Origin of the sequence: Actinomycetospora chibensis (genome assembly GCF_028737215.1) — a bacterium.
Taxonomy (GTDB): Bacteria; Actinomycetota; Actinomycetes; order Mycobacteriales; family Pseudonocardiaceae; genus Actinomycetospora; species Actinomycetospora chibensis.
In genome coordinates this window covers 1-12,485 of the sequence record NZ_JAQZAM010000002.1, presented here as the reverse complement: position 1 = coordinate 12,485, position 12,485 = coordinate 1, and the positions used below count along the sequence as shown (strand labels likewise).

General features: G+C 75.8%; 14 protein-coding genes and 1 riboswitch. Of the genes, 9 read left to right on the top strand and 5 right to left on the bottom strand.

The window, feature by feature from the left end; genetic code table 11:
• Positions 1 to 2: 2 nt before the first annotated feature.
• From PH189_RS02515 to mobA, 3 genes are read right to left on the bottom strand one after another with little or no spacing between them, the layout of a single operon-like run.
• Entirely contained in the window at positions 3 to 440 is a 438-nt protein-coding gene (locus tag PH189_RS02515; protein WP_274187179.1) for a cupin domain-containing protein, read from the bottom strand.
• Entirely contained in the window at positions 437 to 862 is a 426-nt protein-coding gene (locus tag PH189_RS02510; RefSeq protein ID WP_274187178.1) for a PPOX class F420-dependent oxidoreductase, read from the bottom strand. The genes PH189_RS02515 and PH189_RS02510 overlap by 4 nt, the downstream gene beginning before the upstream one ends.
• 10 nt (positions 863 to 872) lie before the next feature.
• On the bottom strand, positions 873 to 1,517 hold the full coding sequence (gene mobA, locus PH189_RS02505) for a molybdenum cofactor guanylyltransferase (RefSeq protein ID WP_274187177.1): 645 nt from the start codon (positions 1,515 to 1,517) through the stop codon (positions 873 to 875).
• 98 nt (positions 1,518 to 1,615) lie between these two features.
• On the opposite strand from mobA, the gene PH189_RS02500 reads away from it, so the two are divergent.
• Positions 1,616 to 1,849 (top strand): hypothetical protein, encoded by a 234-nt coding sequence (locus PH189_RS02500; RefSeq protein WP_274187176.1) that lies wholly within the window; start codon positions 1,616 to 1,618, stop codon positions 1,847 to 1,849.
• 2 nt (positions 1,850 to 1,851) lie between these two features.
• Here the strand turns inward: PH189_RS02500 and PH189_RS02495 are convergent, their stop codons facing one another.
• A complete protein-coding gene (locus PH189_RS02495; RefSeq protein ID WP_274187175.1) occupies positions 1,852 to 2,799 on the bottom strand; it encodes an AEC family transporter in 948 nt (315 codons plus the stop codon).
• Positions 2,800 to 2,830: 31 nt separating this feature from the next.
• Positions 2,831 to 3,610, bottom strand: a complete 780-nt coding sequence (locus tag PH189_RS02490; RefSeq protein ID WP_274187174.1) for a cutinase family protein — start codon at positions 3,608 to 3,610, stop codon at positions 2,831 to 2,833.
• Between the two features lie 204 nt (positions 3,611 to 3,814).
• Between PH189_RS02490 and PH189_RS02485 the strand changes: the two genes are divergently transcribed.
• The 8 genes from PH189_RS02485 (at position 3,815) to cobA (ending at position 12,430) form a co-directional block, all read left to right on the top strand.
• Entirely contained in the window at positions 3,815 to 5,512 is a 1,698-nt protein-coding gene (locus PH189_RS02485; protein WP_274187173.1) for a formate--tetrahydrofolate ligase, read from the top strand.
• A gap of 74 nt (positions 5,513 to 5,586) precedes the next feature.
• On the top strand, positions 5,587 to 6,126 hold the full coding sequence (locus PH189_RS02480; RefSeq protein ID WP_274187172.1) for a cyclodeaminase/cyclohydrolase family protein: 540 nt from the start codon (positions 5,587 to 5,589) through the stop codon (positions 6,124 to 6,126).
• Positions 6,123 to 7,085, top strand: a complete 963-nt coding sequence (locus tag PH189_RS02475) for an asparaginase (protein WP_274187171.1) — start codon at positions 6,123 to 6,125, stop codon at positions 7,083 to 7,085. The genes PH189_RS02480 and PH189_RS02475 overlap by 4 nt, the downstream gene beginning before the upstream one ends.
• A 30-nt stretch (positions 7,086 to 7,115) precedes the next feature.
• A complete protein-coding gene (locus PH189_RS30280; protein ID WP_337994120.1) occupies positions 7,116 to 7,733 on the top strand; it encodes a helix-turn-helix transcriptional regulator in 618 nt (205 codons plus the stop codon).
• Between the two features lie 136 nt (positions 7,734 to 7,869).
• Positions 7,870 to 7,995: riboswitch (cobalamin riboswitch) on the top strand.
• Positions 7,996 to 8,101: 106 nt separating this feature from the next.
• Positions 8,102 to 8,383: a hypothetical protein gene (locus PH189_RS02465; protein WP_274187170.1), complete on the top strand. Its 282-nt coding sequence runs from the start codon at positions 8,102 to 8,104 to the stop codon at positions 8,381 to 8,383.
• Positions 8,380 to 9,438, top strand: coding sequence for an Rv2231c family histidinol phosphate aminotransferase CobC (gene cobC / locus PH189_RS02460; RefSeq protein ID WP_274187169.1), 1,059 nt, complete (start codon positions 8,380 to 8,382; stop codon positions 9,436 to 9,438). The genes PH189_RS02465 and cobC overlap by 4 nt, the downstream gene beginning before the upstream one ends.
• The gene (cobT, locus tag PH189_RS02455) at positions 9,435 to 11,216 is read left to right on the top strand and encodes a nicotinate-nucleotide--dimethylbenzimidazole phosphoribosyltransferase (RefSeq protein WP_274187168.1); all 1,782 of its coding nucleotides are present in this window, start codon (positions 9,435 to 9,437) and stop codon (positions 11,214 to 11,216) included. The genes cobC and cobT overlap by 4 nt, the downstream gene beginning before the upstream one ends.
• Entirely contained in the window at positions 11,213 to 12,430 is a 1,218-nt protein-coding gene (gene cobA, locus PH189_RS02450) for a uroporphyrinogen-III C-methyltransferase (protein ID WP_274187167.1), read from the top strand. Before cobT ends, cobA begins: the two co-directional genes overlap by 4 nt.
• Positions 12,431 to 12,485: the final 55 nt, after the last annotated feature.

The following is a 12,485-nucleotide window of genomic DNA, read 5'->3' as shown; positions in this document are numbered from 1 at the left end:
CCTCAGGCGAGGGTGAAGTCGTCCTCGTCGAAGCCCGGGCTGACGACGCAGGTCACCAGCACCTCGGCGTCGGCGCCGGGCTCCGGCGCGGCCCGCTGCCACACGCCGCCGGGCACGAGGGCGTGCGGCGCCTGGCCGTCCTCGACCCGGGCCCCCAGGACGATCGCGTCGGCCTCGACGGGGTGCTCGCCGTCGCCGCCGAGCCACAGCGACAGCGCCGGACCGCGGTGCCAGCACCACAGCTCGTCGGAGCGCACGCGGTGCCAGCGCGACTCCTCGCCGGGTGCGAGCACGTAGTGGATCGCCGTGGCGCTCACGCGGGGGCCGGGGTAGCCCGCGGGCTGCAGGGTGGGGCCGGTGGCCCAGGTGCGGCGGAACCAGCCGCCCTCGGGGTGTGGCGCGAGGTCCAGCGCGCGGGCCAGGGGTGGCGGTGCGGTCACGCCGTCATGTCCAGCGCGGCGATCACCTTCGACGGGTGCAGGCGCACCACCAGCTCGCCCGGGACGCCGTTGCGCCGGCCGAACTCCTCGGCGCGGTCGGCGCCCATGTAGCGCGCGCCCAGGTCGGTGGCCGTGCGGAGCAGCTCGTCGGGGTCCTCCGAGAGCGTCACCGAGCCCTGGACCTGCACGAAGGCGTACGGCGGCTCCTGGAGGTCGACGCAGAGGACCGCGCGGGGGTCGCGGGCGAGCGCGCGTCCCTTGGCGGTGTCCTTGCCGGTGGTGAAGACGACCGTGGCGTCCTCCACGAGGAACCAGATCGGCGTGACCAGGGGCCGGCCGTCCTTCGCGGTCCAGCCGATCTTGCCGGTGCGGGTGCCCTCGGCGAGGAAGGCGTGGATCGCAGGGTCGGTGAGATCGGCCATGGAGGTCAGCCTAGGTGGGCCGCTCGGGGGTCTCGCCCGTGGCGCGCGCCCACTCCTCGGGGGTGTTCACGCCGCGGGCCGCCCGGAGCTCGGGGTCCCGGGCGGCGAGCGCCGGGTCCGTGAGCAGCGTGGCGGCGTCGAGTTCGCGCACGTCGCTCGCCGCGAACAGGGCGCCCGGGCGGAGCTCGCCCCGGGCCAGCAGGTCGGTGGCTCGGGCGCCGAGGGCGGTGGCGTAGGCGGCGAGCAGCGGCTGGCGGTGCCCGTCGAGCACGGGCAGGGCGACCTCCACCGGCGGCACCCGGTACGCCAGGACCGCCCGGACGAACGCCGCGTGCAGGTGGGGGAGGTCGACGGCCGCGACGAAGGCCGTCTCCGCGCCGTCCGCCGCGGCGGCGGACAGGCCGGTGGCGAGGCCCTGCAGGGGTCCGCGACCCGGCACCGGGTCGTGCACCACCCGGCACCGCCCGCGCCAGCTCCCGTCCGGCAGCGCCCGGGCGGTGTCGGCCGCGCCGACCACCAGCAGCGGGCCGTCGACGGCGGCGGCGAGGGCGTCCAGGACGTGGCCGAGCAGGGTGGTGGCGCCATGGGGCAGGGACGCCTTGTCCGTGCCCATCCGGCGGGAGCGACCGCCCGCGAGCACGACGCCGGCGCTCATCGCTGCCCGACCCGCGGTGATGTATGCAACCGGTTCGCCGCCACGGGGCGAGGGAATGCCGGGCGAGGCACAACAGCGTGCCGATGGAGGTGTGCATCATGATCGGGAGCACCGAGAAGCGGCGTCCGAGCGAGCCCGAGGACGCCCACCGCGGGTGGGTCGCCCCCACTCCGGCGGACGCGGTCGAGGCCGCCGCCGACCGCGCCATGGCCGCCGCCGAGCGCGCGGTCGCCACGGGCACGGCCACCGACGACCAGAAGGCGGACGTGCGCCGCATGGACGACGCCCGGACCCACGAGCAGCGCCGCGCGGCCTTCCGCGACCGCGACTGACCTCACGGCAGGACCAGCAGGGTCAACGGCAGCGTCACCAGCGAGAGCACCGTCGTCAGCACCACCGCGGCGGTGCTCTCGCGGTACCAGGTCCGGTACTGCGCCGTGAGGACGAACACCGTCGCAGCATCCGGCAGCGCGCACATGACGACGAGCACGGCGGCCCACGGCGCCGGCACATCGAGCAGCGCCACCGCGCCGAGGGCCAGCGCCGGCATCGCCACGAGCTTGACGAGCACCGCGGCGGCGATCGGGACCCACTGGTCCGTCGCACCCCGCAGCGACCGGACGGCCCCGCGCAGCAGGATGCCCAGCGCGAACAGGCCTCCCGGCGCGGCCAGGTCGCCGAGCAGCCCGATCGTGCTCGCGACGGGCGTCGGCAGCGGGACGCCGACGGCGGCCACGGCGACACCGGCGGCGATGCCGATGACGACGGGGTTGCCCAGCACCCGGCGGGCGAGCAGCACCGGGAGGGACGTGGCGGCCTCCTCGCCCCGCCCGCGACCGTGCAGCGTGGCCGCCACCAGGAAGATCGAGATGGACAGGGCCGTGTGCAGCGTCGAGGTCAGCGACGCGGCGAAGGCCGTCGCGGGACCGAGCACCGAGACGGTCAACGGGATGCCGAGATAGCCGACGTTGCCCCACCCCGCGACCAGCCCGGCCGCGTTGGCCTCGCCCGACGGCCGTCCCGCCGCCCGCGCCACCACCGCACCCAGCGCGTACGCGACGATCACCACCGCGGTCGAGGCGACGAGCGCGGACCACGGGACGCCGGAGGACAGGTCGGCGTCCGCCACCGAGATGAAGATCAGGGCCGGGAGCGCGATCCAGTAGACGAGGTCGTTGAGCACCGTCGCGGTGCGCTCGCCGAAGCGCTCGGAGCGTCCGGCGACCGCCCCGACGGCGATCACCGCGAACACGGGCAGGACGCGGCCGAGCAGCTCAAGCACGTCGCATCACTGTGCGAGCGTACGGGCGCGCTCAGCTCACCGGTCCCGTCGTGGCGCGCGCCACGACGGCGTCCACCGCCCGTTCGAGCACGGTGAACAGGGGCGCGCCGTCGATCCGGACCGTCGGGTACGAGCGGTGCGCGCCGGAGGCCCAGCCGTCCCGGAAGACGGTGACGTCGAGGTTCTCGGTGGCGCAGATCGGGTCGCCCGGCGCGCACACCTCGTAGACCCGCCCGTCGTAGACGTCGAGCTCGCGGGTGGGGCGCGGCCCGAGGACGCCGCGTCCCGGGGTGTCGAGGAGGTTCGGCGCACGAGGGTCGCGTCGCGGGCTGCCGAGCATGACCGCGCCGGCGATGCGGTCGGGCGGCAGCGCGATCGTGCCGTTGGTCGCCCGGTGGACGACGTCGGAGACCACGTCGGCGCCCTGGCTGAAGCCGACGAGGGTGATCGTCGTGTCGGGGCAGCGCGCGGCGAGGTCGCCGGCGTCGCGGGCGAGGCGCTCGGCCCCGCGGCCCTCGCTGAACGGGTAGAACACCGGCCGGTCGAACGAGGCCGGGTACGGGACGTAGCGCACCGACAGGTCCTCACCCCAGCGGCGCGCGAGCGGATCGGTGAGGCCGGCGAGCAGCCCGACCGAGCGCGCCGGGTCGGCGGCCTCGGACGTCTCGTTGGTGCCGGCGACGGCGAAGAGGGCCACCGCGGGGCACGCCGGCGCCGCCGTGGCCAGGGGCGCCGTGAGGAACCCGGCTCCGAGCAGGAGCACGAGCCCGAGCAGCAGTCGTCGCCCCGCCGCCCCCGCCACATCGGACATCCTCGCCGATGGGGGACACCGCCGGGGAGCACTCGAGGATGTGGATTTCCTGGCGTTGAGCGTCAGCGTGGACGCAGGGCTTGCACACACCGAGCGTGACCGGCCGTACTGACAAGTCGTCCCGGTTCTGCCAGCGTTCCCCTCCAAGGAGTCCCCCGGCGGCGGTGCCGGAGCCGGGGTGGCGTGGACTGCAGGAGGACTCGAGTGAGCATTCCGTCGGACCTCGACATCGCGCAGGCGGCGACGCTGAAGCCCTTGGACGACGTGGCCCGGCAGATGGACCTGCCTCTCGAGATGCTCGAGATGCACGGCCACGACGTCGCGAAGATCGAGCTGGACGCCATCGAGGCGATGGCCGACCGGCCGCGCGCGAAGTACGTCGTCGTGACCGCGATCACCCCGACCCCGCTGGGCGAGGGCAAGACGACGACGACGGTCGGGCTCGGCCAGGCGTTCTCCCACATCGGCAAGCGCGGCGTGGTCGCGATCCGCCAGCCGTCGATGGGGCCGACGTTCGGCATCAAGGGCGGCGCCGCGGGTGGGGGCTACTCGCAGGTCGTGCCGATGGAGAAGTTCAACCTGCACCTCACCGGTGACTTCCACGCGGTCACGAGCGCCCACAACATGCTCTCCGCGGTGCTCGACAACCACCTCTACCAGGGCAACGCGGCGGGCCTGGATCCGTACCGCGTCACCTGGCGTCGGGTGCTCGACGTCAACGACCGCGCGCTGCGCAACGTCGTCACCGGCCTCGGCGGACGCATGGACGGCGTGCCGCGCGAGTCCGGCTTCGACATCACCTCGGCGTCCGAGGTGATGGCGGTGCTCGCGCTGTCGAACGACCTCGCCGAGCTGCGGGCGCGCCTCGGCCGGATCGTCGTGGGCTACACCCCCGACGGCGACGCGGTGACGGCCGAGGACATCCACGCCGCCGGCTCGATGGCCGCGCTCATGCGCGACGCGCTCAAGCCGAACCTCATGCAGACGCTCGAGAACACGCCGGTCCTCGTGCACGCCGGGCCGTTCGGCAACATCGCGCACGGAAACTCGTCGATCGTCGCCGACCGCATCGGCATCCACGGCGGCGACTACCTCGTCACCGAGGCCGGGTTCGGCGCCGACATGGGGGCCGAGCGCTTCTTCAACATCAAGTGCCGGGCGTCGGGGATGACACCGGACGCCGCGGTCGTGGTGGCCACCGTCCGCGCCCTGAAGGCCCACTCCGGCAACCACAAGATCGTGGCCGGCAAGGACCTGCCCCCGGCGTTGCTCGAGGAGAACCCCGAGGAGGTGCAGGTCGGCGGCGCCAACCTGCGCAAGCAGATCGAGAACATGCGCCTGCACGGCGTGTCCCCGGTGGTGTGCATCAACGCGTTCCCCACCGACCACCCGAGCGAGCACGAGGCCATCCGCGAGATCGCCGAGTCGATGGGCGCGCGCGTGGCGGTGTCGACGCACTTCGCCGACGGCGGGCGCGGGGCCGCCGAGCTCGCGGAGGCCGTCGCCGAGGCCGCGAACGAGGAGAGCCACTTCCAGCTGCTCTACCCCGACGACGCCTCGTTGCGCGAGAAGATCGAGACGGTCGCCACGAAGGTCTACGGCGCCGACGGCGTCGACTACGCCCCGGCCGCGAACACCTCGATCGACCTCTACGAGCGCAACGGCTTCGGCAACCTGCCGGTGTGCATCGCGAAGACCCACCTGTCGATCTCGTCGGACCCGAAGCTCCTCGGTGCGCCGACGGGCTGGCGGATGCCGGTGCGCGAGGTCCGGGCGTCGGTCGGGGCCGGATTCATCTACCCGATCTGCGGCGACATGCGGACCATGCCGGGCCTGGGCAAGAACCCGGCCGCGCACCACATCGACGTCAAGCCCGACGGGACGATCGTGGGGCTGTTCTAGGTGGGCTCCTCCCGTGTGAGCACTTTCGTGCCCTGTAGCGCAGGAAAGTGCTCCCGTGCGCCGGAGGCGCACCCGTGAGCCGGCCGATCGGTGAGCTGGGGGTCGCGCGGTTCGGGGAGGTCCTCGCCGCCGCCGGGCCCGGCCCGGCGGCGGGGTCGACGGCCGCCGTGACCGCCTCGTTCGCCGCGGGGCTCGCCACCAAGGTCGCGAAGGCCGCCGCCGACCGGGAGGCCGTGCAGGAGCTCGACGCCCTGCGCGCGAAGGCCCTGCGCCTCGCCGACGACGACGTCGAGGCGTTCGCGGGCTTCCTCGAGGCCCGCCGCAAGCCCGGCGGGGGCCCCGCGGCGACCGAGGCGATCGTCCAGGTGCCCTCCGACGTCGTCGCCCTCGCCGTGCGGGTCGCCGAGCTGGCGGCGCTCCTGGCCGAGAGCGGACCCGACCACCTCACCGGCGACGCGGTGACCGCCGCCTTCCTCGCCGCCGCGGCCGCCGAGAGCGCCGCGGCACTGGTCGGCGCGAACATCGCGGATGCCGGTGAGCTCGCCGACCCCCGCCTCGAGCACGTCGAGGAACGTGCCGGCCACGCCCGGGCCCTGGCGGAGCGGCTGGTGTGAGTCCCACCGGGCCCTGGGTCGTCGAGGTCACCCGCGGCGAGCTCGTGGAGTCCGAGCACCGGGTCGCGCTGGTGGTGCTCGAGCCCGACGGGACGACGGCGCTGCGGACCGAGGCCGTGGACGTCCCGATGCTGCCGCGCTCGGCGCTCAAGCCGGCGCAGGCGGTGGCGGTGCTGGAGGCCCTGGCCGGGACCACCGCGGACCTCGACGACCGGGAGCTGGCGCTCGCCGCCGGCTCGCACTCCGGCGAGCCCGAGCACCTCGTCCTCGCCGCCGGGCTGCTCGCGCGCCACGGCCTCGACGCCGACGCACTGGGCTGTCCGCCCGCGCGCCCGCTCGGGGTCGCCGCCGACCACGCGTGGGGCGAGCGGGCCCCCGAGCGGCTCGCCATGAACTGCTCGGGCAAGCACGCCGCGATGCTCGCCGCCTGCGTGGCGCGGGAGTGGCCGATCGAGGGTTACCTCGCCCCCGAGCACCCGCTGCAGCGCGGGGTCCGGGCGACCCTCGAGCGCCTCGCGGGCCCCGTCCGCGCCGTCACCGTCGACGGCTGCGGGGCGCCCGCGTTCGCCACCGACCTCCTCGCCGTGGCGCGCCTCGGGCTGGCGCTGGACGCCGCGCGGGCCGACACCCCCGAGGGTCGCGTCGCCGCCGCGATGCGCGCCCACCCCGGACTCGTCGCGGGCCCCGACCGCCTCGACACCGTCCTCATGACCGTGGCGCCCGGCGCGCTGTCGAAGGTCGGGGCCGAGGGCGTCCTGCTCGCCGTCCTGCCCGACGGCGCGTCGCTCGCGCTCGCCGTCGTCGACGGTGCGGGCCGGGCGGTGGGCCCGGTGCTCCTCGAGGTGCTGCGCCGTCGCGGCCTCGACCACCTCGACCGGACGGCCGAACTGACCACCATCGCCGCGCCACTCGTCCGAGGAGGGGGTCACCCGATCGGCGTTCACCGTGTGCGATCGTGAGAGCACTCATCGGGGTGAGGAGAGTGTGAAATGGGATCGTGCCTCGTCTTCGCCGGAGCGACGCCCGCGCGGGAACGCCTGGTCGGCCATCTCTCCTCGGTCTTCGACGACCTCCCGTGCGTCGACAACGTCCCCGACCTCGTCGTCGGCCTCGGCCACCTCGTCGACGGGCACGGGCCCGACGTCGTGCTCGTCGGCGCCGACGACGGCAGCGTCTGGATGGAGGCCGTCCGCCAGGTGCGTCGCCACGCCCCGGAGACGCCGGTCCTCGTCGTGGGCGAGGCGCCGTCGACCGAGCTCGACCCCCTGCCCGAGCGCCCGGCGCCGGCCCCGGGTGCCGCCACGGCCGAGGACGAGCGCGCCGCCTGGGCCCTGCGTCTCGGGGCCCGCGGGTTCCTGCGCGCCGGCGACCTCGTCGACCCCTCCGCCCTGCCCGGCGCCCGCCCCGCCACCACCGAGCTCTCGGACCGCGAGATGGACGTGCTGCTCGGGATGACCGAGGGCCTGTCCAACGCCGAGATCGCCGCCGAGCTCGTGCTCGCCGAGGACACGGTGAAGACCCACGCCCGGCGCCTGTTCCGCAAGCTCGGCGCGGGCGACCGCGCCGACGCCGTCGCCCGCGGCTTCCGTCAGGGCCTGTTGCGCTGAGCCGTTCGGCGGAGCACTCGTGTCAGCGGCGGCACTCCGCAGACACTCGGTGTCCGTAACGCCACGCACTCGAACCCCGCTGCGACGTTGACGCACTCGTGACCTGCGTGGTCGTCTGAGCCGTCGACGGACGCGGAGGAAGCCGGTGTGATTCCGGCGCGGTCCCGCCACTGTCACCGGTGAGCGGACCCCACGAGAGGCCACGGCCGGCACCTGCCGGCGGGAAGGCCGGGGCGAGCAGCGATCCGGGAGCCAGGAGACTCCGGCCGTCGCGAGGAAGGCTTCAGGCAGACATCGGGCGAGGACCCCGAGGAAGGCCGGCGACGATGCACGCACCCGTGACCCCGCACGCTCGATCCCACCCCCCGGTGACTCGCACCCGGGGACGTGAGGAACGGCTGCTGCTCGACCTGCGCCGGGTGCTCGCCGGCACGGGCCACCTCCCGCTCGACCTGCTCGGTGACGGCCCGGTCCGCGACCGCGCCGAGGCCGCCGCCCGCGTCGACACCCTCGCGCGCGAGCTGGTCGCCCGGATGCGCGACGCGGACTGGGACGAGGGCGCCGCGCCGTCGGCCGTGACGTCGGTGCTCGCCGCGTCGGTGCCCGAGGCCGAGACGGTGCTCCTGCGGGCCGCGCGCGCCCGCCGGTGACGCGGACCCGGGAGGCGGACCCGACCCTGTACGACCTCCACCACCACGGCGACGCCGAGGTCGGGCCGGGTCTCGTCGACCTGGCGGTCAACGTCCGCGCGGGGACCCCGCCGACGTGGCTGCGCGAGTGCCTCACGGCGAGTCTCGGCGACCTCGCCGCCTACCCGGACCCGACGGCGGCGACCGCGGCGGTCGCCGCCCGCCACGGGCGACCGGAGAGCGAGGTCGTGCCGACCGCCGGGGGCGCGGAGGGATTCGTGCTGCTCGCACGGGCCCTGCGGCCGCGCCACGCGGTCGTCGTGCATCCCCAGTTCACCGAGCCGGAGGCGGCGCTGCGGGCGGCGGGGCACGAGGTCGACCGGGTCGTGCTCGACCAGGGAGATCCCCACGGCGACCTCACCCTCGACCCCGACGCGGTCCCGGCGAGCGCGGACCTCGTGGTCGTCGGCAACCCCACCAACCCCAGCTCCGTGCGCCACCCCGCCGCGGTCCTCGCCACGCTGGCCCGGCCCGGCCGGACGCTGGTGGTCGACGAGGCCTTCATCGACACCGCGCCCGGCGAACCGGACAGCCTCGCCGAGCGCCGCGACCTCCCCGGCCTGGTGGTGCTGCGCAGCCTGACCAAGACCTGGGGCCTCGCCGGCCTGCGTGTCGGCTACGCCCTCGCGCCGGCGGAGCTCGCCCGGGCGCTGCGCGCCGCCGCTCCGCGGTGGTCGGTGTCGACGCCGGCGCTGGTGGCGCTCGAGGCCTGCAGCACCGAGGGCGCCCGGGCCGAGGCCGACCATGCCGCCCGCATCGTCAAGGCCGACCGCGACCACCTCGTCGCCACCCTGGAGAAGCTCCCCGGCCTCGAGGTCCGCGGCACCCCGGCGGCGAGCTTCGTCCTCGTGCGCACCCCGGGACGTTCCGACGTCCGCGAACGGCTCCGCGAGCGCGGCCTCGCCGTCCGCCGCGGCGACACGTTCCCCGGTCTCGACGTCGAGCACGTGCGCATCGCGGTGCGGTCCTCCGACATCACCGACCACCTCGTCGCCACGCTCAGGGAGATCCTGTGAGCGCCCTGCAGCCCGGCGACCGCGACGCCCTGCACCGCGTCCTGCGCGCCCGCCGCGACGTGCGCACCGGCTTCGTCGACACCCCGGTGGGCGAGGAGCGCCTGCACCGCGTGCTCGCGGCCGCCCACGCCGCGCCCAGCGTCGGGTTCTCGCAGCCCTGGGACTTCCTCGTCCTGCGCTCGCCCGGACTCCGCGACGAGCTGGCCACCCTGGCCCAGCAGCAGCGCCGGGAGTTCGCGGCGTCCCTGCCCGCCGCTCGCGCCCGGCAGTTCGCGGGCCTGCGCGTCGAGGCGATCCGGGAGGCCCCGCTGGGCGTCGTCGTCACCTGCGACCCGACCCGCGGCGGGCGCCACGTCCTCGGGCGGCACACCCAGCCGCGCATGGCCGCGCACTCCGTGGCCGGCGCGGTCCAGAACCTGTGGCTCGCCGCCCGCGCCGAGGATCTCGGCGTCGGCTGGGTGAGCTTCTTCGACGAGCGGGTGCTGGCCCGGACGCTGCACGAGCGCGTCGGGATGCCCCTCCACCTCGAGGTCGTCGCCTACCTGTGCGTCGGGCACGTCGAGGGCTTCGCCGACGAGCCCGAGCTCGCCACCGCCGGATGGGCCCGACGCCGACCCCTGGCGTGGGCCGTGCACACCGACACCTGGGGGAACCACGCGATGGATCCGCTGGACGAGACGCTCGCGGCGCTCGCCGACCTCGACACCGCCGAGGGCGAGGCCGCGGCGCGCGAGCACCTGACCCGCATGACCGTGCCGCCCGGCGGGCTCGGCGAGGTCGGGGAGCTCGGCGTGCGCCTGTCCGGGCTCGCCGGGAGCTGCCCGCCGCCGCTCCCGGAGCCGGCCGTCGTCGCGATCTTCGCGGGGGACCACGGGGTGCACGCCCGCGGGGTGACGCCGTGGCCCCAGGAGGTCACGGCGCAGATGGTCGCGAACTTCCTCGCCGGCGGCGCCGCGGTGAACGCCTTCGCCGCGACGGTGGGCGCCGAGGTCCAGGTGGTCGACGTCGGGGTCGCCGCCGACCTCGACCCCGCGGCCGGCCTGCTGCCGCGCAAGGTCCGTCACGGCACCCGGGACATGACCGCGGGGCCCGCGATGACCCGCGACGAGGCCCGTGCCGCGATGCGGGCCGGCGTCGAGACCGCCCGCGACCTGGTCACGGCCGGCAGCCGGCTGCTGGTCACCGGCGACATGGGCATCGCCAACACCACCGCCTCGGCGGCGCTCGTGGCCGCGTTCACGGGCGCCTCCGCCGAGCAGGTCACCGGCCGCGGCACCGGCATCGACGACGCCACCCACGCCCGCAAGACCGACGTCGTCGGCGAGGCCCTGGCCCTCCACCGCCCGGACCCCGCCGACCCGCTGGGCGTGCTCGCCGCGGTCGGGGGCCTGGAGCACGCGGGGGTCGCCGGGTTCCTGCTGGGCGCGGCGGCACTGCGCACGCCCGTCCTCCTCGACGGCGTGGTGTCCGGCGCGGCGGCGCTCGTGGCGGCCGCGCTGGCCCCGACTGCGTCACACGCCTGGATCGCGGGGCACCGCTCGGTCGAACCGGCCCATACCCTGGCCCTCGAGCACCTGGGCCTGGCGCCCGCGCTGGACCTGGCACTCCGGGTCGGCGAGGGCACCGGGGCGCTGCTCGCGGTGCCGGTGGTGACCGCCGCGGCCCGCGCGCTCGCCGACGTCGCGACGTTCGACGCGGCCGGGGTGACCGAGAAGGACCGTGCCGAGAAGGATCTGGCTACGGAGGATCCGACGGAGAGCAGGGGAGACGCACCGTGAGCCCGAGCGAGCCGCCCGCCCGCGTGTACCCGGTGGGCCTGCGCCTGCAGGACCGGCGGGTCGTCGTGGTCGGCGGCGGGTCCGTCGCCCAGCGCCGGGTGGCCGGGCTGCACGAGGTCGGCGCGGACACGCTCGTCGTGAGCCCGACCCTCACCACCGCCCTCGAGGCCCTCGCGGACTCCGGCGAGATCACCTGGCACGCCCGGCCCTACGGCCACGGCGACCTCGCCGACGCCTGGTACGCGGTCGCGGCCACCGACGACGTGGAGGTCAACGCCGCGGTCGCCGCCGAGGCCGAGCTGCTGCGCGTGTTCTGCGTGCGCGCCGACATCGCGGACGCCGGCACGGCCGTCACGCCCGCGGTCGGTCGCTACGACGACATCACCGTGGCCGTGCACGGCGGCGGCGACCCGCGGCGCGCCACGGGGGTGCGCGACGGGGCCGTCGAGGCCCTGCGCAGCGGCACGCTGGCCGACCGCCGCCACCGCGTCGTACGACCCGGCGTCACCCTCGTCGGGGGCGGGCCGGGCGACCCTGGCCTCATCACCGTCCGCGGGCGCCAGGCGCTGGCCTCGGCCGACGTCGTCGTCACCGACCGGCTCGCGCCGCAGCCGCTGCTCGACGAGCTGCCGCCCGACGTCACCGTCATCGACGCCTCGAAGCTGCCGCGCGGGCGCTACATGAGCCAGGACACGATCAACGAGGTGCTCGTCGAGGAAGCCCTGGCCGGACGGCGCGTGGTACGGCTCAAGGGCGGCGACCCGTTCGTCTTCGGCCGCGGCGTCGAGGAGATCCAGGCCTGCGTCGCGGCGGGCGTCGAGGTCGAGGTCGTCCCCGGCATCACCAGCGCGATCGCGGTGCCGGCGCTCGCCGGCGTGCCGGTGACCCACCGCGGCGTCACGCACGAGTTCACGGTCGTCTCGGGCCACCTTCCGCCGGGGCACGCGCAGTCGCTGGTCGACTGGGAGGCGTTGGGACGCCTGCGCGGCACGATCGTGCTGCTCATGGCCGTCGAGAACATCGGCGCCATCACCGAGGCGCTCGTCGCGGCGGGCCGCGACCCGGAGACCCCGGCGCTGGCCGTCCAGGAGGGCGGCCTGCCCGGCGAGGTCACGACCCGGGCGACGCTCGCGAAGCTCCCCGGCGCCATCGCCGACGCCGGCCTGCGCCCGCCCGCCGTCATCGTGATCGGCGCGGTCGCGGATCTGGGCTAGCGCTAGCGCGTGTCTGGTGGTTCATGAGAGCCAGGCCAGGGTGGCGCGGAAGGTG

Excerpts from the sequence above, each read along its gene's own strand:
- PH189_RS02510 (WP_274187178.1), bottom strand. The coding sequence starts at position 862 with ATGGCCGATCTCACCGACCCTGCGATCCACGCCTTCCTCGCCGAGGGC.
- mobA (WP_274187177.1), bottom strand. The coding sequence starts at position 1,517 with ATGAGCGCCGGCGTCGTGCTCGCGGGCGGTCGCTCCCGCCGGATGGGC.
- PH189_RS02500 (WP_274187176.1), top strand. The coding sequence starts at position 1,616 with ATGATCGGGAGCACCGAGAAGCGGCGTCCGAGCGAGCCCGAGGACGCC.
- PH189_RS02490 (WP_274187174.1), bottom strand. The coding sequence starts at position 3,610 with ATGTCCGATGTGGCGGGGGCGGCGGGGCGACGACTGCTGCTCGGGCTC.
- PH189_RS30280 (WP_337994120.1), top strand. The coding sequence starts at position 7,116 with ATGGGATCGTGCCTCGTCTTCGCCGGAGCGACGCCCGCGCGGGAACGC.